Here is a 26,466-nt window from a genome sequence, read left to right as displayed (position 1 = left end):
AAAATGGATGATACCAGTCAAAATCAAGATTCTACACAAAACACGCCTTCTCCCGAGGAGATGTTAAAGCGTCTTAATGAAGTTGATGTTCAGCAATTTAATATAGATAAAGTCGCTGATGAAATTAAAGGCAACTATATTTGGGTATCCATTTTAACCATTCCCGTAAGTGCTTTAATTTTGGTGACCGTTACTCTACTGGGCAGTTTTCTATATGACCGCCCTGTTATTAGCTTCTTACTAGCGGCAGGGTTACTTTTTTGGGTAAGTAAAATTTTAGAATCTCAAGAACGAACAATTAAATTTAAAGCTCGTCAAGAGGTTATGAAGCGTATCGGCGAAACCGAAGGGGAATTTGGCTTAATCGCGCACTTTAAGCACTTTTTGCCCAATAAATATCGCCACCTTTATCAATCGGTTAGAAAAGGAAAATTCCATTATATTGAGCAATATGTTCAAGCCATTCTATTATTACAAAATAAGCTAGATGCCGAAAAATTTAGTCATATTTGGTATCTAACCTATCCTGAGACCGACCCCGATTACGTTCCCGACGAAGAACAAACTTAAGTTTGTTAATCAACTAATGCCCACCAGTACATTTTGGTGAAGCCGGAATACTCTGTTCTATTTCCAACCATTCGCTAGGCGTATAGGTATGAAGTGCCAAAGCATGAAATTGTGGCATCAACGCTACTAAAGCTTTATAAACAGCTTGTTGTCTTTTAACTTTATTTAACCCTTCAAAGGTACTAGAGACAATCGTCAATTTAAAATGCGATTCTGGAGCTGGCCCTGAGTGCATATGGCTTTCATTAAGCAACTCCATAAACTGAACGTCAAATTCGTTATTAATGGCCTGCTCTATTTGTGGTTGTATCATTTCTTTACTTCCTTAAAGTCTTTTTACGTGATTAAATCTCGGACTGAAAATCTCTTCCTAAGATTAACCAATAAGATTAACTTATTAGCTATATAAACAATTTTATTACAAGTTAATGTTTTGATGTAATAAATCAACATACAATAAACTAATAACTAAATGTTTATTTAGATTTCAATATTAGAGAGACCTTTGCATGAGACCGGCGCGAAAGGTCTCTAGAGTTAAAAACCTATTAAGGTAAAAGGAAAGACCTATGCGTTTATTCATCACCCTACTATTAAGCTTAAGTGTCATCTTTTCTAGCGCAATCAGTTTTGCCAACGAAGAGGCAAATACATCAACCACAGCAAAACATACCTTAAAAGTCACACCAGAAGTCAACGGTCCATCTAGCGATCGTTTCCCGGGGGATCCAGCTTCGCATAAAGTGGTTTATATGTTTAATAAATCAGATGCAGAGTACCAAACCCATATTCTTAACTCTATTCAAGCGATGATTCAACTTTATGGCGATGATGTACAAGTTGCCGTTGTTGCCATTGGACCCGGTATTCATGTTTTAGCCAAAAAGCCAATGCGTAAAGTTGACCCATTAATCTATCAACGTGTTGAAAGTTTTGCTAAAGATTACAATGTTCGCTGGATTGCTTGTGGTAACACCATGAAAACTATTGGCTGGACAGATGCTGATATTCGTCCTTTTGCCGAATATGCTCAAGTTGGCGCTGCGGCCTTGATGGTGCTTCAAGAAAAGGGTTATAAATTACTGGTTTGGTAATTTATTAGAATACTTCAACTAATGTGAGACTCTTGTAAAGAGTCTCAATGCTAAAGACAGAGTGGCAAACTCAATGAATACTACAGAAGATTTAAATACACATCTCATTGCAGAGCATTATAGCCATCGCATGGGTTGGTTAAGAGCGGCTGTTTTGGGTGCTAATGATGGCATTATCTCGGTAGTGAGTTTAATTGTAGGTGTTATTGCGGCTGGCGCTGACCGTGAACATATTTTACTGGTTGCCATTGCGGCATTAGCCGCAGGAGCTATGGCAATGGCCGCAGGAGAATATGTTTCTGTCAGTTCTCAATCTGACACTGAAGAAGCAGACCTTGAGATTGAAAAAAAGGCTTTGCAAGACAACTGGGAAACAGAAAAGCATGAACTCGCTCTAATTTATATGAATCGCGGGGTAAGCGAACAAACTGCCCACCAAGTAGCACATGAACTTATGGAGCATGATGCTCTCGATGCGCATCTTAGAGATGAATTAGGCTTATCAGAAATTCATAGCGCTAACCCAATTCAAGCGGCCTTTGCCTCAGCCGTTTCTTTCATTACGGGTGGAATTATTCCCGTTATATTAGTTATTTTTCTACCATTACAAAATATGGGAATCGTCATCACCATATCCTCATTAATTCTATTAGGTACTCTAGGAGCATTATCAGCCTGGGTAGGAGGAGCAAGCAAAATAAAAGGAGCAATGCGTGTCATCATATGGGGAAGCATTGCTATGGCGATTACAACATGGGTAGGAATGATTTTTGGTGTTGCCGGTTAATCAGCCTAAAAATTACCAACATCTTAAACAGTACCATCAAACTAAACATTACCAGGCCTGGTCATTGGGTTATTAAGAGATCTTTGCACGAGACGATACTCACCCGACGGTACAAACATCTCTTAACAATTTATTTATTGGATTGCTGCGCTAATAATGCATCGAGTTTTTGATGTAATAAAGCAATTTCTGTTTCCATCTTTTGTTCATGATTTTGAATAGCAACTAACTCTTCTACTTCTTGCGCTCTGTTGTTTTCCGCTTCCATTTTTTTATGCTCTTCATCAAGTACTTCAACGACGATACCTATCATCATATTTAAAAAGACAAATGCTGAGAAAAAGATAAAACTGATAAAGTAAATCCAACTTAAACCATACAGAGTCATTGCCTCGTACATCACATCAGTCCAATCTTCAAAAGTGGCAACACGAAACAGCGTCAATAACGAAACTCCTAAATCGCCCCAAAGCACAGGGTTAAGCTGTGCATACAGCATATTTCCAATAACGGCATATAAATAGAAAATGATAAACATCAACAAAGCCACATAACCCATTCTAGGCAATGCGGAAATTAAGGCACTCACTAAGACTCTAAGCTCAGGAATAAAGGAGATTAAACGCATAACACGGAACAAACGTAACATACGAGCGATTAGAGCATATTCAGAGTCATCTAAAGGAATTAAGCTAACCACCACAATAACAAAATCAAAGATATTCCAACCTTTTTTAAAAAAATCTCTAAAACGTGATTCTGCCGCCATACGGATAGAAATTTCCATCACAAAAAACAACGTAACCGCATAATCTAAAGAGACTAAAATCGTTTCTACCAGGCCTGGTAACTCATAAGTACGGATACCAATCATCAATGATGAAAAGATAATGACAAAAATAACAAAAAGCTCAAAGACCTTGTTATCACGAATTTTTTGAAAACGGTTTTGAAAGTCGAGCCACGTCATGTCATAAATACCTTATTAATTAAATGCTTAATTAAATGCTTAAACAATGTTAAAAATTTTGGCTATTTTACTGTATTGATTGATGAATTAAATTGTTAAAATAATGTTTTTTTATGAAAACAGGAATGAACTAAACCATGGCTAAGATTACAGTAGTAGGACAAGGGGAATGTGAATTTGATGGACAATTCTCAATGCTAGAAGCATTAGATGAAAATGGATTTGATATGCCTTATAGCTGCCGAGGGGGTAACTGTGGCGCATGTGCCGTACGTTTAATTTCTGGTGATGTAGAAGAAATTCAAGATCCCGCTTACGACACCCAAAAAGGTGAGATTTTAACCTGTAGCGTGATTCCATTAAACGATGTAGAAATTGAATTGATTTAAGTTATTTAGAAGTTTAATAACGTCTTTTTCAAGATATTAACAAACTCTACATACTAAAAAGCCCCGAATTAACGGGGCTTTTTTAATGCTGATTAAGACTTAAATTAGTTAAGTTTTTTCAACTCTTTAGCAGCAAACTTAGCTGGTAGAGGGATATAACCATCTTTTACTACCGCTTCTTGACCTTGCTTAGAAAGTACTAACTTAACAAACTCAGCAATAACAGGCTCAACACCTTTGTTAGGAGCTTTGTTTACATATACGTAAAGTACACGTGCTAGAGGGTAAGTACCGTTTAAAGCATTCGCAGGAGTAGCTGCTACTGCAGCTCCACCTTGTTTCTTAGAAAGAGGAACTGCCTTAACACCGGCTGTCTTATAACCAATACCAGAATAACCAATACTGTTTAAAGAAGCAGAAACTGACTGAACAACAGAAGCTGAACCAGGCTGTTCATTTACAGATGACTTGTAATCACCTTTACATAAAGCGTGCTTTTTAAAGTAACCATAAGTACCAGATACTGAGTTACGACCATAAAGCTGGATTGTCTTATTAGATAATGCACCTGTTACACCAACTTGCTTCCAGTTAGTCACATCTTCTTTGTCTCCACACTTACGAGTAGAAGAGAAAATTGCATCAACTTCAGGAATTGATAGTGCATTAATTGGGTTATCTTTGTTTACATATACTGCTAATGCATCAATAGCTACACCAATAGGAGTTGGCTTGTAACCATTCTTAGATTCAAACATCGCAATTTCTTTAGTTTTCATTTTACGACTCATAGGACCAATGTTAGAAGTCCCTTCAGTTAGCGCTGGAGGAGCAGTAGAAGAACCAGCTGCTTGAATCTGAATATTTACGTTAGGGTAAGTACGTTTAAATTCTTCAGCCCAAAGAGTCATTAGGTTAGCTAATGTATCAGAACCAATTGAAGAAAGGTTACCAGAAACACCAGAAACTTTTTGATAAGTAGGAAGATCAGCTGTTGCATATGCAGATGTTGTTGCAACTGAAGCTGCAAGACCCATAGCTAGAAAGATACTAGATTTTTTCATATTAAAACTCCAAAAATTAAATAAAATGAAACTGTTTGAATACGTGACAAAGTATAAAAAGCCTTCATAAAACAAACTTGACACTAATATGACAATTTCATGACAACCACTATGAGTAATTAATCTCATTCGTTCTGAGATATTTGCACAAGTTTGGGTGGAGATATAAAAAGAAGTCTTTAGATTTAGTCTGAAAACCACGCATAGTAGCTAGGTATTGATTGGATTGAATAAGCTCAAGATTGATAATATAAAGCCTTTGTTATAGATTCATGGGATTTAGCAAAAGCCTCTTTATAAAAGCCTAAATGCTAATGAGCCAAACTCAGTGGAAATTCACACCTAAAGGTACTGCCTTTGCCAAGCACACTCGTAATTTGTAAAGAAGCATTATGCTTTTCTAAAACATGCTTAACAATGGCCAACCCTAAACCAGTACCTCCTGTGACGCGAGAGCGGTCTTTATCTACTCGATAGAAACGCTCCATTAAACGGGGAATGTGTTCTTGCGAAATTCCTAAACCATTGTCCTCTACTTCATACACCAAATGTCGTTTAGTACCAAACCAGCGAACATAAATATTCCCCCCATCTGGCGAGTAACGAACAGCGTTGGAGACTAAATTCATAAAAAGACTTTTTAACGGTTCGGGATAACCATACATTTCTAGGGATTCGTCCACCTCAAAGAAAAATTGATGCTTACCAGCACTCAATTGCTTAGCATCTATTTCAAGTTGCTTTAATCTATCCGGTACGTTTATTTTCTCTTTTTCTGCGGTAATCGACTCTGATTCAATTGTTGATAGAGCAAGTAAGTCTTCAATTATCGATTGCATTCGATGAGCCTGAGTTTGCATATGCTCAAGCGGTAATTCCCAATGTTCTTGATGCTCACCTGGGGTATCAAACATCACTTCTAAATACCCTCTAAGGACCGTAAGCGGGGTTCGTAATTCATGCGAAGCATTCGCAATAAAATCTTTTCGAATCTGAGCTAACTGATAAAGTTCTGTAATATCTCTGACAACCAATAATTTATGGTTTTCAAAATATGGAATAATTTGCATCTCATAGGTGCGAGAGGGACGATAAGACGAATTGACGGTTAAAGGTTTAGTAAAATCATTTTTTTTTAAATATTCAACAAATTCAGGCTGTCTTATCACAGATGCAATTCTGCTACCTTTATCGTGAGTTCTAATACCCAATAATGATTTAGAAACACTATTAAACCACTCTATGCGATTGTGTTTTTCTAAAGAAACAACCGCATCAGGAATAAGCATAGAAGCGGCTTTAAACTGTTCCGATTTGTAAAGATTTAGGTCAGCATGTTTTTCTAAAGCTCGTTGCTTTTTAGAGACTAGATAAGTGAGTTCACTCCAAAAACCGGTCACCGGTGGATGTCTATTTTTTAAGCGACTATCCATCCATTTTTCAAATTGTCTAATACTCCATAACTGGCGAGCAATGTAAGATATGATAAAGATAAAAAGTGATAGCACCCACTGATCAGTTACTAATGCAAACAAGAGTAACACGCTAGCAGTGCTTACAATCCAGGTTAATTCACGTTTTATGCCATTAGATGACAAACGTTATTCCTCTACGACAGAGAATCGGTAGCCTGAACCACGGATGGTTTGTATATAGTTAGCTACTTGGGTGGGCTCAAGTAACTTTCTTAAACGGCGGATATGAACATCAACAGTACGTTCCTCAACCACTACATTTACCCCCCAAACCTGGTCTAGTAATTGCGCTCTAGAATAGACTCTATTAGGATGAGACATAAAAAAATGTACTAGTTTAAATTCTGTTGGCCCAAGCTTAATTTCTGCATCAACAACATAAAAACGATGAGACTTTAAATCTAACCGCATATTGCCTGTAATAAGTTCATCGCCTTTCGACTGATCAGGTGATTGACGTCTCAATAAAGCTTGTATTCGTGCAACTAAGGCTCGAGGAGAAAACGGTTTGATAACATAGTCATCTGCCCCAGAATTAAAACCTTGAACTTGGTCTTCTTCTTCACCACGCGCAGTTAGCATAATAATGGGAATATTTTTTGTTTTATCATTTTGACGTAATCTTTGAGCTAGGGTTACACCTGGCGTACCAGGCATCATCCAGTCAAGCAATATCAAATCTGGAATTTCTTCCAAAACCAATTTCCAGCCATCTTCAGCATTGCTCGCTTCGCTTACACTAAAGTCAGATGAGGTTAAAGTGAATTTAAGCATGTCACGTATTGCTGCTTCATCCTCAATCACTAATATTTTACTTTGACTCAAAAGTTACTCCAAAACTTGTTTTATTAACTTTTATCTTCTTCAGCCTTATTTAAAAAGTCATTTAGCTTTTCAGAATTCACATTACGTACATGCTCACCCTCAACCAAGTAAATAATACTCTCACAAACATTAACAATATGAGCTGAAACACGTTCTGCAGAACGAATTGAAACTATCATTTGCATGATATATTCAGCTAATGCATCAGAATTATTGTTTAAAGACTGTTGAATTTCAACTAAAGCTTTCGCTTTTATTGCAGAGACTTGATCTTCATACTCAATGATATCTGATAGACCATTTATATCTAACTCTGCAAAGCTCGTCAATACCTTTTGCAACATAGCTCTGTCAAAATCAAGAATCTGCATTAAATAGTCATAGGCTGGTAAGGTATTACAAGGTACTTCATCTGTTTTAGACATTTTAATGGCTAATTTAGAAGCATTAACCGCTTCATCACCAATACGCTCAAGATCAACCGCAATGCGGATTGCACTCACTACTAAACGTAAATCAGATGCTGTCGGTTGCTGTCTCGCAAAGACGCTTGCACAAAGCCGGTCAATTTCAACTTCTTCTTTATTAACAATTCTATCCAGTTGCTTGATTTTTTTGGCTAAGCTTTTGTCTTCACACTTAATAGCTTCAACCGCATTTTCAAGTTGTTTTTCTACCAAACCACCCATTTCTAAAACCTGATTAAAAAGGTCTTCTAAACTAGCATTGTATCGTTGCGATATATGAGATTTAAACTCTGTTTGTTCCATTTTATTTCTTCCTAATCTTTAACTAAAACACTTTATAAAAACTAACGAATGTAGAATTAAGTGGTTAAATTAGCCATAACGTCCTGTGATGTAATCTTCAGTGCGTTTTACTTGAGGATTTGTAAATAGACTATCCGTATCGGTATATTCGATTAAGTCTCCCATATACATAAATGCAGTGTAATCTGATACTCGAGCTGCTTGTTGCATATTGTGAGTCACAATTAAAATTGTAAAATCTTTTTTAAGTTCAAAAATAAGTTCTTCAATCGCTAAGGTAGAAATAGGATCTAATGCAGAAGTAGGTTCATCTAAAAGTAAAACTTTTGGTTTAATGGCAATGGCTCTAGCAATACATAAACGCTGTTGCTGCCCACCAGACATACCCAATGCATTCTCATCTAAACGATCTTTAACTTCTTCCCATAAACCAGCACCTTTTAATGCCCACTCAACAGCTTCATCAAGTGTGTTTTTATTTGTAATTCCCTGAAGTCTTAATCCATAACAAACATTTTCATATATCGATTTTGGGAAAGGATTTGGTTTTTGAAAAACCATACCTACACTACGACGTAAAGCCGATATATCCATGCTTTTTGAATATATATCGTCACCATGAAGGGTCATTTTTCCTTCAACCCTTACAATATCTATCAGGTCATTCATGCGATTAAAGCAACGAAGCAGAGTTGATTTACCACACCCTGATGGGCCAATAAAAGCCGTTACGCGATTTTCAGGTATAAGCATATTAATCTTATTAAGCGCTTGCTTAGCACCATAATATAGATCTAAATTTTCAACTTCAATTGAAATCTTTTCGCTCTCTAAAGACAATGATTGACTCTCTCTATCGACTGAGATTGATAAACCTTTTTCACTCATAATAATTTCCTCATTTAATTGATTTAATATACATAAACCAACACATAGTATTTAAATAAGATTTAATTGATGATTCATGACACTTACATCAATTTGAATTTTTAATATTTCTTAAAAGCCCTTACACCAATGAATAGAACAAAATAGAAAGCCGTTCTAATTTTTGGTCTTTACTCAATGTAATATCAGTTTAATTAGTGTTCTAAAGCCTTATATTTCTCACGTAAACGGTTACGGATAGAAATTGCACCAATATTTAATCCAACAATAATAATGACAAGCAATAATGATGTTGCATATAGCAATGGCTGCGAAGCTTCTACGTTAGGGCTTTGGAAACCAACATCATAAATATGGAAACCTAAATGCATAAACTTACGATCTAAATGAAGAAATGGGGCAATTGAATCAACCGGTAATTCAGGAGCAAGTTTAACCACACCAACCAACATTAATGGCGCTACTTCACCCGCAGCTCGTGCAATAGCTAAAATAAGCCCTGTCATAATTGCCGGAGTCGCCATTGGTAAAACGATTTTCATAATGGTTTCAAACTTGGTTGCTCCCAAGGCCAAACCACCCTCTCTAAGCGAACGTGGAATACGAGACAAACCTTCTTCTGTAGACACAATCACAACGGGTAAGGTTAACAACGCCATGGTTAATGCCGCCCATAATAAACCAGGAGTTCCAAATGTGGGGCTAGGTAAAGCATAGTCATAGAAAAGCTCATCTATTGAGCCCCCTAAGATATAAACAAAAAAGCCTAAACCAAAAATACCAAATACAATTGAAGGAACTCCAGCCAAGTTATTGATTGAGATTCTAACAATTCTTAACATAAACCCATCTTTAGCGTATTCACTCATATAGATAGCTGCAATAACCCCCATTGGAGTTACAAAGATAGTCATCAGTAAAACCATCGTGATGGTACCAATCATGGCAGGGAACACCCCCCCTTCGGTATTGGCTTCACGCGGATCGTCTAATAAAAAACTTTTAACCGAATGGCCGAAAAAACCAATCTTTTCAATAAAGTTCATATTATTTGGTTGCCACAAACTCACAATCTTTTTAAGTGGAATCGTCAGTTTTTGACCGCCACTAATTTCAACGGTAATACTTCCAAAACCATTTAATTGCTTATATAACACCGCAGTTTGTTTTTGAAATTCCTTAAATTGTGTTTGTAATAATGAACGTTCCTCATCAATTCTTGCAGCATCTTCTGGTGTGAATTCATTCTTTAAACGCAGTTTTTTCTCTTCAAAACGTAGTTGCTCAATTTCATAGTTAACCTTACCAATCTCAATTTTTTCGATATGGCGAATTTGTGAGCGTATTTCGGTACTTTTATCTACTTGTTGGTTAATTAACGCTAATAAATCATTTTGATTATTTAGTGTTTTTTCTCCAAGTTTCGCACTAATAAGGTGTCCATAAACATTACCGTATTCATAACGTTCTACAACTAAAACATCTTTGGATAGTTTATCTACTCCACCATCGAGAACATTACTGTTAACCCATCTAAAATCAATACCATAAACATCACGGTTACCCACTTTGAAAAGATATTGATCAACCGGTGTTTCCACTCCTGAAATGGGGTCAGTTGCATGTCCGGTTTTTTCATCATGAAGTTCTCCAACAATAGTCTCTTTTTGACCATTTTGATCTAGATGAACTTCATAAACCGCGTGTGGCCAAAAGTGTATCCCGCCTTTGTAGGTAATCATTCCCATCAATCCAATGACTAGAACCACACTGATACTAACCATGGCCGAACTCATCCATATCCAGTGTTCGCCTTTGTTAAACCATTCTTTCATCTCAATGTCTCCTATAATGAACCATATTTACGGCGCATACGTTGACGAACAACTTCCGCTAAGGTATTAAAAATAAAGGTAAAGATAAACAATACCAGGCCTGCTAAGAATAAAACTCGATAATGTGAACTTAAGACTTCTGCTTCAGGCATTTCCACAGCTAAGTTAGCTGATAGCGTTCTCATCCCTTCAAAAATATTCACTTCCATTAATGGGGTATTACCTGAGGCCATTAACACAATCATGGTCTCCCCCACTCCTCGTCCAAAACCAAGCATGATAGCTGAGAATATACCCGGACTTGCGGTAGGTAAAACCACACCCACCAAAGTTTGCCAGCCACTCGCACCTAGGGCTAAAGAACCATTAACCAGATAACTAGGTACATTGTAAATAGCATCTTCCGTTACAGAAAAGATTGTTGGAATTAAAGCAAACCCCATTGCAAAACCAATAACCATTGCGTTTCGTTGGTCAAAATCAATACCTGCTGATGCTGTTAACCAGTGACGCATATTGCCATCAAACATAACATTTTCAATAGGACCACTTAACTGCAAGGAGAACCAACCTAAAAAGATAATCACCGGCATCATTAAAACAGCACGCCTGCCTACCGGAATCATTAAGCGAATATTTTCAGGTAACCTTGACCACATATAACCAAATAAGATAATACCGACGGGTAAAACGACTAATATCGCAAAAAAGCCTGCCAAGTGCGTCTCCATATAAGGAGCAAGCCAAAGTCCTGCAAGAAAACCTAAAATAACAGTTGGTAAAGCTTCAATCATCTCTACCGAAGGTTTTACCCATTGACGTGTTGCTTTATCCATAAAGAAAGCAGTATAAATTGCGGCTAAAATCGCAATCGGAACTGCAAATATCATTGAGTATAATGCCGCTTTAATTGTACCGAAGGTTAAAGGCATTAAAGAGAACTTAGGTTCAAAGTCTGAACTTGCTGATGAAGACTGCCAAGTATAAGTTGGCTCTTCATAACCTTCATACCAAACTTTGCCCCACAAACTTTTAAATGAAACATCAGGGTGTTCATTATCAATTTCAAAATGTACTAACTGACCATTAGCCGATTCAACAATGGCCCCATCTGCTCGTGGTGAAATCGTGACCATTCCAGCCGCTTGACCCTCTACCACTGAGCGAGAACCTAAGTTACGTTCAGATGTTGAATGAAGTAGATGAAATTGGCCATTTTCATCGGTAGCTGCAAAACCTTTACGAGCCAATTCTATCCCAATTGATTTAATGGCCGATTCAGACACTGAAAACTTACGTATTTCTTTTAAGGAAAATTCATTTTGCTCATCACGAACAGGAAACCATTGATATATATTTCCCTTATCCGTTCCTATCATTAAAGAATAGTCACCTAATAAAAAACGAATGACTGTTGGCTTTTCACTATCAGCTAACAAACTAACATGCTGTACTAGGCTTGGTGATTCTAGATTAGAAATATCATAATAATCAGTTGTGCCTTGTTTAGAAATCAGGTAAAGATTTCTTCCACTGGTATCAATTTTCAACCATTTAACATCGCTAGTAGTTGAAACCTTAGATTCACGATCAAGCTCTAAAGTGACATCATCGGTTAGCATTGACTCAGTTTTAGTGTATTGTTTTATCGCTATCTGATTTGAGCCTTTAACTTGATAGGCTATGCGAACTTCAGAATCAGAGCTTTTAACCGCTAAACTTGTAATTTCTGTATCTGTCACTTGTAACGGTTCTTCTCCAAAAGGATAAGTGACTTCTGGCGTAATCGTTCTAACATCATTTGGATAACTTACTTTATAACCATATTTAGCAAAAAGTATTTGACCACTTGAAAGCCCCAAAGCGATGATGTGATCAAGTTCATTAACAACGGTAAAAGAAGTGATTTTTGCACCATTCAAAGGTAAAGCATCTGTAAAGTTAATTTCACCATCCGCAAGGGTAAATCCAATCAACTTACCTGATTGAGTAAATCTTATTGCCGAAGATTGATATTCATCTACACCATAATAAAGTGACTTTTCTACTGTTCCACCTGGTACTGAATAACTTGTGTTCTTTTCAATGGTAGGTGGAATAAACAACGGTATAACCACATACATTAAGAAAAACATAATGAGCAAAACAGCAAAGATAACACTGATTCCGCCTGTTGAGATCCCGTATTTTGAAATCGTATTCGCCATATTCCTACGGCGAATACGCTTTTCAAACGCTGGGCCACTTAGAACTGCGTCTAACTTATTTTGAATTGTTGTTGACATAAAAATCCAACCTTCTTTAAGAGCGATGCTTTTCACATTAAGCAAAGTAAAAACTAACCTTAAGTGAATCCATATAAATAAATTTATGAAGAATATTAACAAAGCTATATGACGTTAAAATGACATTAAATTTTATTTGAAAAAATTAAGCTTTATCTTTGTCATAAAACTGTAATATTTTAATGGCATCAATTTAAAAAATAAGACTTAAATGCAATTCAAAACCTCATTTTTGCACCATACCTTTCATTAGCATGCACCAAAAAAATCTTTTGAAAACCAAAAATCTCACCCATAAATTCATCTAAAAATGTCAAGCCATTGAAAACTAAAGAAATTAGAAGATTAATAAAAATAATTGGAATACTGGCACAGTTCACGCTATTATCTCTTCTGTTAATTTTTTATTTTCACAGCTGAAAAAAGGACTAAAAAATGCCACAAGCTATTTTAGATATGATCAAAGAGAATGATGTTAAATGGGCAGATTTACGCTTTACTGATACACACGGTAAAGAACAACACGTAACCATCCCTGCATCAAAAGTAGACGAAGATTTCTTTACCGATGGTGAAACTTTTGATGGTTCATCAATTGAAGGTTGGAAAGGCATTAATGATTCAGATATGCTATTAATCCCGCAAACTGACGGCGCATATCTTGACCCTTTCACCAATGATTCTACTATCATTATTCGCATGATGATTGTTTCTCCAGCAACAATGGAATCATATGATAAAGACCCTCGCGGTATTGCTAAGAAAGCAGAAGCTTACCTTTCTTCTACTGGTGTAGCTGATTCTGCATTCTTTGGTCCTGAACCTGAATTTTTCATCTTTGACAACGTTCAATGGGGTGAAGACATGTCGGGTTGTTTCGTTAAGTTAGATTCTGGTGAATCTTCTTGGGAAGCGGCTCGTGAACTTGAAGGTGGAAACATGGGTCACCGCCCTTCAGTTAAAGGTGGTTACTTCCCTGTTCCTCCTGTAGATCAACTACACGAAGTTCGTGCTGACATTTGTGCCATGGCAGAAGCAATGGGACTTGAACTTGAAGCTCATCACCACGAAGTTGCTGCTGGTGGACAGTGTGAATTAGCCGTTGCTGGTAACACGCTTACAGCTAAAGCTGATGAAGTTCAGATTCTTAAATATGCTGTGCACAACACATGTCATGCACTTGGTAAAACAGCGACATTCATGCCTAAACCAATTGTTGGTGATAACGGTACTGGTATGCACATTAATATGTCTTTATCTAAAGGTGGTAAAAACATCTTTGCTGGTGATGTTTACTCTGGTCTTTCTCAAGAAGCACTATGGTACATTGGTGGTTTAATGAAGCATGCTCGTGCACTTAACGCTTTTACTAACCCTGGTACAAACTCTTACAAGCGTTTAGTCCCTGGTTTTGAAGCTCCTGTACTGATTGCTTACTCTGGTAAAAACCGTTCTTCTTCAATCCGTATTCCTTACGCTCCTTCAGAGCGTTCACGTCGTGTTGAATTACGTTTCCCAGATCCAACAGCTAACCCATATCTAGCATTCGCTGCTTCATTAATGGCTGGTCTTGACGGTATTATTAACAAAATTGAACCAGGTGAACCTTCAGAGAAAGATCTATATGACCTTACTCCTGAAGAAGAAGCTGAATACAACACAGTATGTGCTTCTTTAGAAGAAGCTCTTGATGCTCTTGATGAAGATCGTGAGTTCTTGAAAATGGGTGGTGTATTCTCTGACGATGCAATTGATTCATATATTGATCTTAAAATGGAACAAGTTACACGTTTACGTGCAACAACTCACCCTATTGAGTTTGACATGTACTACTCAGCTTAATCCTTCTGGATTAACCAAAAAAACCTGCTTTTACGCAGGTTTTTTTATAGCTACCAGGCCTGGTAACTTTCTATTTTATCTTCACTTTAATCACGTCAAAAACAAATCATTCCAAACACTTTTAACCGCTTTACGGTTTTCTACAAAACTGTCATTTGAAACCAAGGGGTTTTCGTTTGCCAAAGCCATTCGATGGTATTTTTCACGGTAAACTTTGTAAGCTTCTGTTAACTGCGAGACAGACTCTGCAGAGAGCAACTCAAATTTAGCAACCACTTCTAAAATACGAACATTATCAGTATAAACGGCTAATTCAGGATATTTATTTGCATAAGACAATACTAAAAACTGCATCATAAATTCAATATCCACAATACCGCCTTCACCCTGCTTTAAATCAAAAACGGAATTACTACTTTTATCCAATGAATCTTTCATTTTTTGGCGCATTTCTACAACACTCTGCCGAATAGAATTAACCTCTCTAACCTGAGTTAAAAAGGTGGTTCTAAAAGAATCAAATGCATTAACACTTTCATCATCACCCACTACAGCTCGCGCTCTAACTAACGCTTGATACTCCCAGTTCCATGCTTTGTTTTCAATGTATTGCATATAACTATTAAAATCGGTAACCAACATGCCTGAATTACCATTTGGACGCAAACGCGTATCCACTTCATAAAGTCTTCCAGAAGGCATTACCGTAGAGAGCAAAGAGATAACCTTTTGCCCCATTCGTATAAAATAAATCGCATTATCTAGTGTTTTTCCATTAGCATTAATGGTCTGCTCACTAGAACCCACACCTTGATATACAAAAACTACATCCAAATCAGAGCCAAAACCTAACTCTAACCCGCCAAGCTTTCCGTAACCTAAAACCATAAAGGGGTTTCTAGGCGAATTAACCTCTAACCCACCGGGCAATCCACTACGCTTTTGCATTAATTGCCATGCAAATTCTACACTTACATTAACCACCGCCTCAGCAACCCAAGTTAAATAATCACTGACTTTCATTAAAGGTAAGTGCCCCATTAAATCAGCAGCTGCAACTTTAAAGACTTGTGCATGACGCCATTGACGCATTTTATCCATAAAAACTTCTTCGTCTAAACCTGTCTCTTGCAACAACGCAAAAGCCTGACTTTGCAAGTCATCTTTTCTTAAAGGTGAGTAAAGCTCACATTCATCTAATAGCTGATCTAATAAAGCAGGATATTTAACTAACATCTCAGTCAACCAAGCACTTGCTTCACACAACCCAACTAGATGCTCCAATGCCTCCGAATTTTCTTTGATCAACACAAGGTAAACACTTCGTTTAGCAATAGATTCAACTACTGACAGCACTCTTTGCAGGGTAACTAAGTTCATATTAGGTGAAATTAACGCTTTTAATATAAAAGGCATAACTTCATCTAAGCGTTCAATCCCCTCCTTGCTTAACGTTTTTATCTGACGTGATGTTTTAAAATCATTTAAGGCTTTTGCTAAACTCTTTGCTAAATCTTCAGCTACCCCTAAAGCCTCTAACTCATGCCAATCATTAAATTCACTTGACCATAAAACACTCATATCATCACGCACGTCACACTCTTTTTCTTGTGCAAATACAGCCTTAAATTGTGACTCAACAAATGCCCTATGCTCATTTAAAACCGCATAAAATGCCGAATAATCATTAAACCCCATTGAATTTGCGAGTAAGCATTGCTGACTATCATTTGTTGGCAAACTATGAGTTTGCTGATCTCCCCACATCTGCAATCTGTTTTCAGCCGTTCTTAAAAACCGATAGGCTTCAACTAAATTTTCATAAACATCATTTTCTAAAAACTCATGCTTATTCAACACCTTAAGTGTTGGCAATAAAGAGCGTGTTTGCAGCATTTTATCGCGACCGCCATGCACTAACTGAAAGGCTTGGGCGATAAACTCAATTTCTCTTATTCCTCCAGTGCCTAACTTTATATTGTCGACCATGCCTTTTTTAGCGACCTGATCAACAATCATCTGTTTAAGTTCACGCAATGAATCCATTGCACTAAAATCAACATAACGGCGATAGACAAATGGACGCAATATCTCAAAGAGTTCCTCTCCCTTGTTTTTATCACCCGCCATTACTCTAGCTTTAACCAGGGCATAACGTTCCCAGGCTCGACCATGTATTTCATAATAATGTTCTAAACTTGAAAAGTTTACAGCGAGAGGCCCCGCATCCCCAAAAGGCCTTAAGCGCATATCGACACGGTAAACAAATCCATCATTAGTTACCTCTACTAATGATTTGTTTAGTGCTTGCCCTAAACGAATAAAAAACTGATCATTAGAAATATTTTTAGCTCCTCCTTCTGTCTCCCCCCCTTCTGGGTAAGTAAAAATCAAATCAATATCTGAAGAAAAGTTTAATTCTTGTCCACCAAGTTTCCCCATCCCGATAACTATCAATTTTTGGGGTTCACCAGATTCACGACCTATGGGTGTTCCGTAGCGATGACAAAATCTTGCATAATGCCAATCTAAGGCTGCGCTCACTAATGCATCCGCCAATTCTGAAGTTGCAGAAACCGTTTCCACCAAAACAGAAAGTTGCATTAAATCCCTAAGAGCGATGCGCCCCATCATCCAATTACGTTGCACCCTTAGATGCTCTAATAATTCGGCTTCACTTTCAGCAGAAAATACCTTGCTGTAGACTCGTTCATACAAAGAACCTTGAGCCCAGGTTTCTTCATAACTAGAAGACTCTAATAAATCTGGATAACGTTGGGTTAACCTCTCAACAAAGGGAGACCAATTGAGCACTTTTTCAATTGAATGAGGCATTTTTTACTCCATTAAAATGTTTTTATGAATATAGCAATGAGCATTAAATAAAATTTAATAAAACTTCTGCCTTTTGGTAAATCTACCAGGCCTGGTCGTTTAATATCAACCTTAAGTGATTTGTAAAAACTGTTACAACCGATATATATACAAAATCGTTTTACGCGAATCCGACAGCTCCCAAACTTCACTCGGCTCAACTCCTGGAACGGGAAAACTGTTTGAAACAAATATGGACCCGGGATGCATCTCTTCTTTAACCTTTTCCCATAAACGAGGCATCGGTTCAGGAGACAAAAAGGCATAAACCACATCGTAATAGGCTAATTCTGTTTTCCACATATCCATTGCAAAAGTTTGACCACCTCTTAAAAGGGTAACTAACTTTGAAATTAAATACGGTATAGGAGCGGTTTCCACGCCATGTGATTCAGCAACAGGTTTCTGCTGAGACATATAAGCCACATTCCCTCCTAAACCACATCCCAAATCTAAAAAGCGCTGTCTTCGTTTCTTTTTGACTAAATTGCTTAACGCTTGACGAGTTGTATCATTAGTTAAATAAAGTGGCACTCGCTCTTTAAATGCATTAGAAAACACCAGCCAAACCACAACAAAAATAACCAGTGCCCAAATTGGGTCAAAATTAATTAACATGCCAGCATAAAGCCCGACAGGAATAAAAAACTGTATCCAACGCCACCAGCAGGGCAATCCTAACTTACAACTAACAAGAGCAGCTAAAGAACCCTGAATCAAGATTAAAACCCAATAGGGGTAAGGCGGTGAAACTAATAGCGGCGCTAAATACACTCCTAGTGCAATAACCAGTAAAACCATCCCTTGAATCAATAAAGCTAAAACTATCTTAGGTAGCCTTTCCAACACCTCATCTCCTTTTGCACCACTAACAACCATAAGCGCACCAAACTAAACCATAAAAAACCAAATAAAACGTAAAAATATCTAAATATTCAACATAACATATTGTTTTATATATTTTTTATAAAAAACGGCACACAAGTTGTTTAATAGAATCTGAACATTATTTTATTAATATATCCGAGAGGTTAGTATGAAACTGGTAGTTGCAATTATCAAACCTTTTAAACTCGATGACGTACGCGAAGCACTTCATGATATTGATGTGCAAGGTATGACTGTAACAGAGTCTAAAGGTTTTGGCCGTCAAAAGGGTCACACTGAAATCTATCGCGGTGCAGAGTACGCGATTGAATTTTTACCAAAAATCAGATTAGAAATCGCTGTTAGTGATGACAAATTAGATGGCGTAATTGAAGCGATTAGCGCTTCAGCAAAAACTGGAAAAATTGGTGACGGCAAAATCTTTGTCATGCCTCTAGAACAAACTGTCCGTATTCGTACAGAAGAAACTGGCGACATCGCTCTTTAAGAAAGGAAATTATTATGGAACAAGTACTACAATTAAGTTACGCGCTTGATACCTTCTACTTCCTAATGTCTGGTGCATTAGTAATGTGGATGGCCGCCGGATTTGCAATGTTAGAAGCCGGTCTTGTGCGCTCAAAAAACACAACAGAAATTTTAGCAAAGAACGTTGGCCTTTTCGCCATCGCTTGTATTATGTACATGTTAGTAGGCTATAACATTATGTATCCTGGTGAAGCAGTAAACAGCTTCTTCCCTGGAATTAGCTTCCTAATTGGTGGCGATAACGCTACTGCATCAGTTATTGCGGGTGGAGATGATGCTCCTTACTATTCAGGTATGTCTGACTTCTTCTTCCAAGTTGTATTCGTTGCAACTGCTATGTCAGTTGTTTCAGGTGCCGTGGCTGAACGCATGAAACTAATGGCCTTCTTTGCTTTTGCTATCGTTTTCACCGCTTTCATTTACCCAATGCAAGGTTTCTGGAAATGGGGTGGCGGATTCCTAGATGGTTTAGGCTTCCTTGATTTTGCAGGTTCTGGCGTTGTTCACATGGCTGGTGCATCTGCTGCTTTAGCGGGAGTATTGCTGCTAGGTGCTCGTAAAGGTAAATATGGCGCTAACGGTGAATCTCGTGCGATCCCTGGTGCTAACCTTCCTCTAGCTACGTTGGGTACTTTCATCCTTTGGTTAGGTTGGTTTGGTTTCAACGGTGGTTCTGAGCTTAAAATCTCAAACGTTGATGAAGCAAATGCGGTAGCAATGGTATTTGTTAACACATTGATGGCCGCTGCGGGTGGTGTAATCGGTGCGTTACTAATGTCTAAAATCAAATTTGGTAAAGCTGACTTAACAATGATGCTTAACGGTGCGCTTGCTGGTCTTGTAGCCATTACTGCTGAACCTCTAACTCCTACAGCTCTTGAATCAACTTTAATCGGTCTTGTTGGTGGTCTAATCGTAGTATTAGCTATCCTATTCATTGACAGTAAACTAAAAATTGATGATCCAGTGGGTGCTATCTCTGTTCACGGTGTCGTTGGTATCTTTGGTCTAATCGCAGTAACCTTCACTAACCCTGATGCAACTATCGTTGCTCAGTTAACAGGTATCGGTGTGATCTTTGCATGGGTATTTGGAACAAGCTTAATCGTTTGGGGAGTCATCAAAGCGGTTATGGGAATCCGAGTTACTGAAGAAGAAGAATACGAAGGTGTTGACCAATCTGAATGTGGAATGGAAGCCTACCCTGAGTTTACAAAATAAACTTAATGTCTTAAAAAACTAATAGTGTTTATCTAAAAAACACAACTCCTCAATGAGTTAGTTTAAACCCCGCCCTAGCGGGGTTTTTTTATATCTAAAATTAATAATAATCACGCCTCACATCAAATTAAATACACTCTAATTCAATCACAAGACATCAAGAATAACACTTCTAAAAACAGTAAAAATGAGGCACAATAACGTTAATATACTGCGGTTACCCAATAACCACTCATAACAACCATTCATTCAATTCACGTCAAGAGCCTCACAATGAAAACAATTCAAATAAAAATGCTTTTTAAAACTCTAGTAATTAGCAGCTTACTTTGCATGCCACTTAGCATGGCACATGCCTCTGATGAAGCTGAAGGCATGACTTACTCACCAAAATATAAGCAATTTGAGGCGCCTCACGAACACGTACCACAGTACTTCACTATGGACAAAGTTGTTGTAAACTTTCGCGGGGAAGGTAAAGCTAAGTTTCTAGCAGTCGATTTCAAATTTATGTCTTACTATCCACAGGTAGTGGAAACAGAAATGGAATACTTACGTCCCATTCTTAAAAATGATATCGATCGTGTATTACGCAACCAAACTTATTCAAAACTAAAAACCCCAACTGGACCAGATGAATTGCGTGCTGAAGTATTAAAAGTAGCAAGAGAAATTTTAGAAAAACACGACATCTACCCTGACCTTTTAGAAGATGTTTACCTAGACAGATTTGTAATGCAATAAACGCATTTTCAAAAAAAAGCCCCAAATAAGGGGCTTATTATTCTTTTCGCTTTATTGACATTAAATTGTAAACACTAATTTAACAACTAAAAAACCAACCTACCAGGCCTGGTAGCTTAATTATTTAAGCAATAAATGCTTATAAATTCCGAATCTTATACAACCACTTTAACCAAATCATTTTTAAACTAGGCTTAACTTCAATTGGGTGGTTAAACCTCAATAACACCGCATTTTCCTCTGGACTATAAAGAGGGTGATGTTTCCAATCCATTAAATCCTCATAAGAAAACCCACTATCCAATGCAATTAACTGCCAAGGAAAGTTTTGTCTCTCGTCAGGATTAACCGCTTCTGGCCCATTATCCATTATTTGCAATGCAATTTTTTCTTCAATAAACACTGTTTTGGCTTTACCAGACTCCATCCAAATCCTGACAGTTTCACCTTTTTGCAACAAAGTTCCGTAGGGTAAAAATTGATAAGTTGCTTCTAAATTAGAGACCGCATTATCAACTAAAGGAGGCCCTTCTGGAAACTTAAATTGGCAATAACCACCTGAACAACAAGACATTTTTACTTTCCCTTTGATGTATATAAGCGTAAGATAAACATATAAATAATTAATTTGGAGATTTTATCATGGCTATCGATGGTTATTCCCCTATTACATCCAGTTTATACTCACCAAGTATTTCTTCTGCTACGCAAAACATGGCGAGTGGTCAGCGCATCAATCAATCTGCAGATGATCCTGCCGGTCAAGCTATTGTTAATGCTTTTAATACTCAGATTAACACTCAAGATATTGGTGTGCAAAATGCAAATAGTGGCATATCTTTATTGCAAACCGCTGATGGAGCGAGTAGCTCAATTACCTCTTATTTACAAAGAATGAATGAACTTGCCATTCAAGCATCTAATGGTACCTTAAATGACTCTCAACGCAACAGTCTGAACCAAGAGTTTCAACAGAACATTCAAGGCATCAATCAGGTCACTGAATCGACATCTTTTAATAATCAAAATTTATTAAACGGTGAAATACAAAGTTTAAGCATTGCGTTAGGAGACTCTACTTCTGATATTTCTCTCCCAAACTTAAGCAGTGATGGTTTATCTATTACTGGACTTGACATTAGTAATTCATCTGGGGCGAGTTCAGCATTGAGCAGCATTAGTACCGCCATAGAACAAATTGGCACACAACGAAGTCAATTTGGCGCACAACAAAATGGTTTAACCTCTGCAATAGATAATATTCAAAACCAAAATATAAGCGCTTATGCTGCAAGAAGCCAAATCAATGATAGTGATTACGCTCGCTCAATGACCGAGCAAGTTCGCTATAACATACTTCAAGATAGCGCTATTGCAATGCAGTCACAAAACAATCAATCCAAGGCTTCTGTATTACAGTTACTTAACAGTTAAATAGATGTTCCTCTCTCCAAAAACCTACGGCAGTTTTATCTGCCGTTTTTTTATTCCTATCAGTGTTAACTCCCCTCTCTATTGAATGTATCATTTTAAAAAGTTAACCCCCTCTTTCTTCCCCACCTTATTAGCTAGATTTTTCATCAACAAACTAAAGTTAGTTAAGACATCCCGCTATCTGATTGTTATAATCACGCCTTATTCATTTTAAAAATTTACAAGCAGATTAAGACTTCTATGGAAAAGCATTTCGACCCCAATACAATCGAGACTAAATGGTATCAAACCTGGGAAAACCAAGGGTATTTTAAACCGCAAAAACCAGATGCTGAGCCTTACAGCATTATGATTCCGCCACCAAACGTGACGGGAAGTCTCCATATGGGACATGCTTTCCAAGACACCATCATGGATATCTTAATACGTTATAACCGAATGAAAGGTAATGACACTTTATGGCAACCGGGAACAGACCATGCAGGTATTGCAACGCAAATGGTTGTAGAACGCCAATTAGCTGCTCAAGACCTAACTCGCCATGATTTAGGGCGTGATAAGTTCATTGAAAAAATCTGGGAATGGAAAGAAGAATCTGGCGGCACCATCACCAAACAACTGCGTAGAATTGGGGCTTCTCCTGACTGGAGTAGAGAACGCTTCACTATGGATAATGGATTGTCAGAAGCTGTTAAAGAAGTCTTTGTAAAACTCTATGAAGAAGACCTTATTTACCGTGGTAAACGTTTAGTTAACTGGGATCCAGTTCTACACACAGCCGTTTCTGATTTAGAAGTTATTTCTGAAGAAGAGCAAGGCCATCTTTGGCATATGCGCTATCCTCTCACCGATGGTTCTGGTCATTTAGTGGTCGCTACGACCCGACCTGAAACCATGTTAGGTGACCAAGCCGTTGCCGTGCATCCCGATGATGAACGCTACCAACATCTAGTGGGTAAAACCATTACCCTGCCTTTAGTGGGAAGAGAAATTCCAATCATTGCTGATGACTATGTTGATTTAGAGTTTGGAACCGGTTGTGTAAAAATTACACCCGCTCACGATTTTAATGACTACGAGATGGGTAAACGTCACAACCTACCAATGCTTAACATTCTTACTGTTGACGCTGCCATTAACGAAGAAGCGCCGGAAAAATACCAAGGCCTAGATCGCTATGAAGCCCGTAAACAAATTATTGCTGATTTAGATGCACTTGGCTTAATGGATGAGATTAAACCTCATAAACTAATGGTTCCTCGTGGAGACCGTTCTCACGCAGTAATTGAACCTTTTTTAACAGATCAATGGTATGTAGCGGTAGAGTCTTTAGCTAAGCCGGCTATTGATGCAGTGAAAAATGGTGACATTGAATTTGTACCAAAAAACTGGGAAAACACCTACTTTGAGTGGATGAATAATATCCAAGACTGGTGTATTTCTCGTCAAATTTGGTGGGGACACCGTATTCCTGCTTGGTATGACAACAATGGTAAAGTTTATGTTGGACGAGATGAAGCTGAAGTTCGCGCTAAAAACAACTTAGCCAGTGACATTGAGCTGAGCCAAGATAATGATGTTTTAGACACTTGGTTTAGTTCAGCTCTTTGGACATTCTCAACCTTAGGCTGGCCAGAAAAAACTCCGGAATTAGAAAAGTTTCATCCAACTTCCGTTTTGGTAACGGGTTTTGACATCATCTTTTTCTGGGTAGCTAGAATGATTATGATGAGCCTGAAATTTACAGGTGAAGTACCATTTAAACAAATTTATGTGCACGGTTTAGTTCGTGATGGCGAAGGCCAAAAAATGTCTAAGTCAAAAGGTAATGTATTAGACCCTATTGACTTGATTGATGGTATTGAACTTGAAGACCTGGTTTCAAAACGTACTTACGGCATGATGCAACCAGAGAAAGCGGCTCAAATCGAAAAATCAACACGCAAACAATTTGCAGATGGAATCCCGGCTTTTGGTACCGATGCATTACGATTCACATTTGCTTCTTTAGCATCGACAGGTCGCGATATTCGCTTTGACATGAACCGTGCTGAAGGATACCGTAATTTCTGTAACAAATTATGGAATGCAACTCGCTACGTTCTCATGAATACTGAAGACTTTGACACCGGTATTGATGAATCTTTAGAGATTGAACTTTCTTTAGCTGACCAATGGATTACTTCACGCTTGCAAGAAGTAGAAGCAGAAGTTGCAAAACATTTTGCAACTTATCGTTTTGACTTAGCAGCAACCGCACTCTATGAATTTACTTGGAACGAATATTGTGACTGGTACTTAGAATTAGCCAAACCTATTCTAAACAAGGACAGTTCTGAAGCGGCTAAGCGTGGAACTCGTAAAACCTTAGTGAAAGTATTAGAAGCATTACTTCGTTTACTACACCCAATTACACCATTCATTACCGAAGAAGCATGGCAAGCCGTAGCACCTTTAGCTGGTAAAAACGGTGAAACCATCATGCTTGAGCCTTATCCTGAAGCGGATGAGAGCAAAATTGATACGAGTGCTATTGCAGAATTAGAATGGGTTAAACAATTTATTATTGGTGTGCGTAAGATCCGATCTGAAATGGATATTGCCCCTAGTAAAGCCCTTGAAGTTTTACTGGCCGGTTTAAATGAAAACGACCAGGCCTGGTTAAATAACAACCAAGTCTTCTTAAAGACATTAGCTAGACTAGAAAGCATTACGGTTTTAGAAGATGAAGCCAATGCACCAGAATCAGCCGTTGCGTTAGTCGGCGAAATGAAAGTATTAATTCCTATGGCCGGATTAATTGACAAAGAAGCTGAACTCGCTAGACTCACTAAAGAGATGACTAAGCTTCAAGGCGAAATTAAACGTTTAAGCGGTAAATTAAACAATGCTGGATTTGTGGCTAAAGCTCCAGAAGCCGTTGTAGCGAATGAACGTAAAAAATTAAGTGATTATAAAACTGCTCTTAAAAATTTAGAGGCTCAAAATGACAAAATTCAGCAACTTTAAGCTTGGAACACTCAGTATTCTATTAGCGACGACTGTCGCTATAAGTGCTCCTGTCAATATCGCACAGGCTGCTCAAAAAGGTTATACCAACTACATTAGTGATTCTATTAAAGTGCCTGTAAGAAGAGGCGCAGGCTATAAGTATAAAATATCGCGCATGCTTAAGTCTGGCTACCCAGTAAAAATATTGGAAGTCAATAAAAAAGGCTGGGCGAAAGTACAGTATCAACACTCAGGAAAAACTCACACGGGCTGGCTACCAACGATTCTTTTACAAAACCAACCGGTAGCAATAGATAGATTAGCGACACAAATCAAGAAAACAACCGAGGTTGAAGAGAAATACAACACCCTTGAACAAGAGCTAACGACCTTAAGAACGAGATTTGAAGAAACCGATGCTATTTTATCTAAGACCAAACAAGAGAAGTTTGAACTCGGTAAAGAGCTAGAACGTTTAAAAGATATTTCTAGCAATGCCGTTGAACTAGATCAGCAAAACCAACAAATGAAAATGCGCCTAACGCAACTTGAGAACCAAAATGCAATTATGAAAGAGCAGATTGATCAATCTGATGACTCTGTAAAACGCCAGTGGTTCTTAACCGGTGGTGGAGTATTATTATTAGGTTTGATTTTGGGTCGCTTCTTTAGACCACCTGGAAAACGTAAAAAATGGGGTGAGTTGTAAATTGAGACCTTTGCAATTGCCTCACATTAACCACTCAAAATAACACCATTACAAAAAAGCCCTCAATTGAGGGCTTTTTTTGGTTCTTTTTTTGGTTCTTTAGGGTAGCCATATTTTGTGATTGATTATCCAGTATTGTAAAAATTAACCACGACGACACAGAGGCACGAAGATAAAAAAATAAATAAAAGCGATTAATTTACAGGGTCTAATTTATTACGTTTAGTTTGATTATTCGTTAATTTAAGTTGGTATTAGATATTAGAAATCTTCGTGCTTTCGT

General features: G+C 37.7%; 23 protein-coding genes. 11 read left to right on the top strand and 12 right to left on the bottom strand.

Features of this window, described 5'->3' with window-relative positions; translation table 11 throughout:
* The first annotated feature begins 3 nt into the window (after positions 1-3).
* Entirely contained in the window at positions 4-570 is a 567-nt protein-coding gene (locus BS34_RS0102870) for a hypothetical protein (RefSeq protein WP_029407045.1), read from the top strand.
* Between the two features lie 13 nt (positions 571-583).
* Here BS34_RS0102870 and BS34_RS0102865 read toward each other — a convergent pair whose 3' ends face one another.
* Positions 584-883 (bottom strand): BolA family protein, encoded by a 300-nt coding sequence (locus tag BS34_RS0102865; RefSeq protein ID WP_029407044.1) that lies wholly within the window; start codon positions 881-883, stop codon positions 584-586.
* 256 nt (positions 884-1,139) lie between these two features.
* Between BS34_RS0102865 and BS34_RS0102860 the strand changes: the two genes are divergently transcribed.
* Positions 1,140-1,664: a DsrE family protein gene (locus BS34_RS0102860; RefSeq protein WP_029407043.1), complete on the top strand. Its 525-nt coding sequence runs from the start codon at positions 1,140-1,142 to the stop codon at positions 1,662-1,664.
* 73 nt (positions 1,665-1,737) lie between these two features.
* Positions 1,738-2,451 (top strand): VIT1/CCC1 transporter family protein, encoded by a 714-nt coding sequence (locus BS34_RS0102855; RefSeq protein WP_038126246.1) that lies wholly within the window; start codon positions 1,738-1,740, stop codon positions 2,449-2,451.
* A gap of 130 nt (positions 2,452-2,581) precedes the next feature.
* On the opposite strand, the gene BS34_RS0102850 is transcribed toward BS34_RS0102855, so the two are convergent.
* Positions 2,582-3,421, bottom strand: coding sequence for an ion transporter (locus BS34_RS0102850; RefSeq protein ID WP_029407041.1), 840 nt, complete (start codon positions 3,419-3,421; stop codon positions 2,582-2,584).
* A gap of 137 nt (positions 3,422-3,558) precedes the next feature.
* On the opposite strand from BS34_RS0102850, the gene BS34_RS0102845 reads away from it, so the two are divergent.
* Positions 3,559-3,810, top strand: a complete 252-nt coding sequence (locus BS34_RS0102845; RefSeq protein ID WP_029407040.1) for a 2Fe-2S iron-sulfur cluster-binding protein — start codon at positions 3,559-3,561, stop codon at positions 3,808-3,810.
* A 104-nt stretch (positions 3,811-3,914) separates the two neighbouring features.
* Here BS34_RS0102845 and BS34_RS0102840 read toward each other — a convergent pair whose 3' ends face one another.
* The 7 genes from BS34_RS0102840 to BS34_RS0102810 form a co-directional block, all read right to left on the bottom strand.
* Positions 3,915-4,874, bottom strand: a complete 960-nt coding sequence (locus BS34_RS0102840; RefSeq protein ID WP_029407039.1) for a PstS family phosphate ABC transporter substrate-binding protein — start codon at positions 4,872-4,874, stop codon at positions 3,915-3,917.
* A 311-nt stretch (positions 4,875-5,185) separates the two neighbouring features.
* The gene (gene phoR, locus BS34_RS0102835) at positions 5,186-6,472 is read right to left on the bottom strand and encodes a phosphate regulon sensor histidine kinase PhoR (RefSeq protein ID WP_029407038.1); all 1,287 of its coding nucleotides are present in this window, start codon (positions 6,470-6,472) and stop codon (positions 5,186-5,188) included.
* A gap of 3 nt (positions 6,473-6,475) precedes the next feature.
* Positions 6,476-7,174, bottom strand: a complete 699-nt coding sequence (gene phoB, locus BS34_RS0102830) for a phosphate regulon transcriptional regulator PhoB (RefSeq protein WP_029407037.1) — start codon at positions 7,172-7,174, stop codon at positions 6,476-6,478.
* 23 nt (positions 7,175-7,197) lie between these two features.
* On the bottom strand, positions 7,198-7,944 hold the full coding sequence (phoU, locus tag BS34_RS0102825) for a phosphate signaling complex protein PhoU (protein ID WP_029407036.1): 747 nt from the start codon (positions 7,942-7,944) through the stop codon (positions 7,198-7,200).
* A gap of 69 nt (positions 7,945-8,013) precedes the next feature.
* Positions 8,014-8,832, bottom strand: coding sequence for a phosphate ABC transporter ATP-binding protein PstB (pstB, locus tag BS34_RS0102820; RefSeq protein WP_029407035.1), 819 nt, complete (start codon positions 8,830-8,832; stop codon positions 8,014-8,016).
* Positions 8,833-9,026: 194 nt separating this feature from the next.
* A complete protein-coding gene (gene pstA / locus BS34_RS0102815; protein ID WP_029407034.1) occupies positions 9,027-10,667 on the bottom strand; it encodes a phosphate ABC transporter permease PstA in 1,641 nt (546 codons plus the stop codon).
* An 11-nt stretch (positions 10,668-10,678) separates the two neighbouring features.
* Positions 10,679-12,952: an ABC transporter permease subunit gene (locus BS34_RS0102810; protein ID WP_029407033.1), complete on the bottom strand. Its 2,274-nt coding sequence runs from the start codon at positions 12,950-12,952 to the stop codon at positions 10,679-10,681.
* 435 nt (positions 12,953-13,387) lie between these two features.
* Here BS34_RS0102810 and glnA point away from each other — a divergent pair, with 435 nt between their 5' ends.
* Positions 13,388-14,794, top strand: a complete 1,407-nt coding sequence (glnA, locus tag BS34_RS0102800) for a type I glutamate--ammonia ligase (RefSeq protein ID WP_029407032.1) — start codon at positions 13,388-13,390, stop codon at positions 14,792-14,794.
* 90 nt (positions 14,795-14,884) lie between these two features.
* Here glnA and glnE read toward each other — a convergent pair whose 3' ends face one another.
* Together glnE and BS34_RS0102790 are read right to left on the bottom strand one after the other, a co-directional pair.
* Positions 14,885-17,629 (bottom strand): bifunctional [glutamate--ammonia ligase]-adenylyl-L-tyrosine phosphorylase/[glutamate--ammonia-ligase] adenylyltransferase, encoded by a 2,745-nt coding sequence (glnE, locus tag BS34_RS0102795; RefSeq protein ID WP_038126243.1) that lies wholly within the window; start codon positions 17,627-17,629, stop codon positions 14,885-14,887.
* 132 nt (positions 17,630-17,761) lie between these two features.
* A complete protein-coding gene (locus tag BS34_RS0102790; protein WP_038126242.1) occupies positions 17,762-18,547 on the bottom strand; it encodes a class I SAM-dependent methyltransferase in 786 nt (261 codons plus the stop codon).
* A 157-nt stretch (positions 18,548-18,704) separates the two neighbouring features.
* Between BS34_RS0102790 and BS34_RS0102785 the strand changes: the two genes are divergently transcribed.
* From BS34_RS0102785 to fliL, 3 genes are all read left to right on the top strand, one after another.
* Positions 18,705-19,043, top strand: coding sequence for a P-II family nitrogen regulator (locus tag BS34_RS0102785; protein ID WP_029407029.1), 339 nt, complete (start codon positions 18,705-18,707; stop codon positions 19,041-19,043).
* A 14-nt stretch (positions 19,044-19,057) separates the two neighbouring features.
* The gene (locus BS34_RS0102780; RefSeq protein ID WP_029407028.1) at positions 19,058-20,305 is read left to right on the top strand and encodes an ammonium transporter; all 1,248 of its coding nucleotides are present in this window, start codon (positions 19,058-19,060) and stop codon (positions 20,303-20,305) included.
* A gap of 333 nt (positions 20,306-20,638) precedes the next feature.
* Positions 20,639-21,049: a flagellar basal body-associated FliL family protein gene (fliL, locus tag BS34_RS0102775; RefSeq protein ID WP_233993129.1), complete on the top strand. Its 411-nt coding sequence runs from the start codon at positions 20,639-20,641 to the stop codon at positions 21,047-21,049.
* Between the two features lie 139 nt (positions 21,050-21,188).
* On the opposite strand, the gene BS34_RS0102770 is transcribed toward fliL, so the two are convergent.
* Entirely contained in the window at positions 21,189-21,623 is a 435-nt protein-coding gene (locus BS34_RS0102770; RefSeq protein WP_029407026.1) for a hypothetical protein, read from the bottom strand.
* Positions 21,624-21,691: 68 nt separating this feature from the next.
* On the opposite strand from BS34_RS0102770, the gene BS34_RS0102765 reads away from it, so the two are divergent.
* From BS34_RS0102765 to BS34_RS0102750, 3 genes are all read left to right on the top strand, one after another.
* The gene (locus BS34_RS0102765) at positions 21,692-22,483 is read left to right on the top strand and encodes a flagellin N-terminal helical domain-containing protein (protein WP_029407025.1); all 792 of its coding nucleotides are present in this window, start codon (positions 21,692-21,694) and stop codon (positions 22,481-22,483) included.
* A 240-nt stretch (positions 22,484-22,723) separates the two neighbouring features.
* Entirely contained in the window at positions 22,724-25,492 is a 2,769-nt protein-coding gene (locus BS34_RS0102755) for a valine--tRNA ligase (RefSeq protein WP_029407024.1), read from the top strand.
* A complete protein-coding gene (locus BS34_RS0102750) occupies positions 25,470-26,183 on the top strand; it encodes a TIGR04211 family SH3 domain-containing protein (protein WP_029407023.1) in 714 nt (237 codons plus the stop codon). The genes BS34_RS0102755 and BS34_RS0102750 overlap by 23 nt, the downstream gene beginning before the upstream one ends.
* The last annotated feature ends 283 nt before the right edge of the window (positions 26,184-26,466 follow it).

Origin of the sequence: Thiomicrorhabdus sp. Milos-T2, assembly GCF_000702325.1 — a bacterium.
Taxonomy (GTDB): domain Bacteria; phylum Pseudomonadota; class Gammaproteobacteria; order Thiomicrospirales; family Thiomicrospiraceae; genus Thiomicrorhabdus.
Note: the sequence above shows the minus strand (reverse complement) of the source record. Positions and strands in the feature narration are given on the sequence as shown.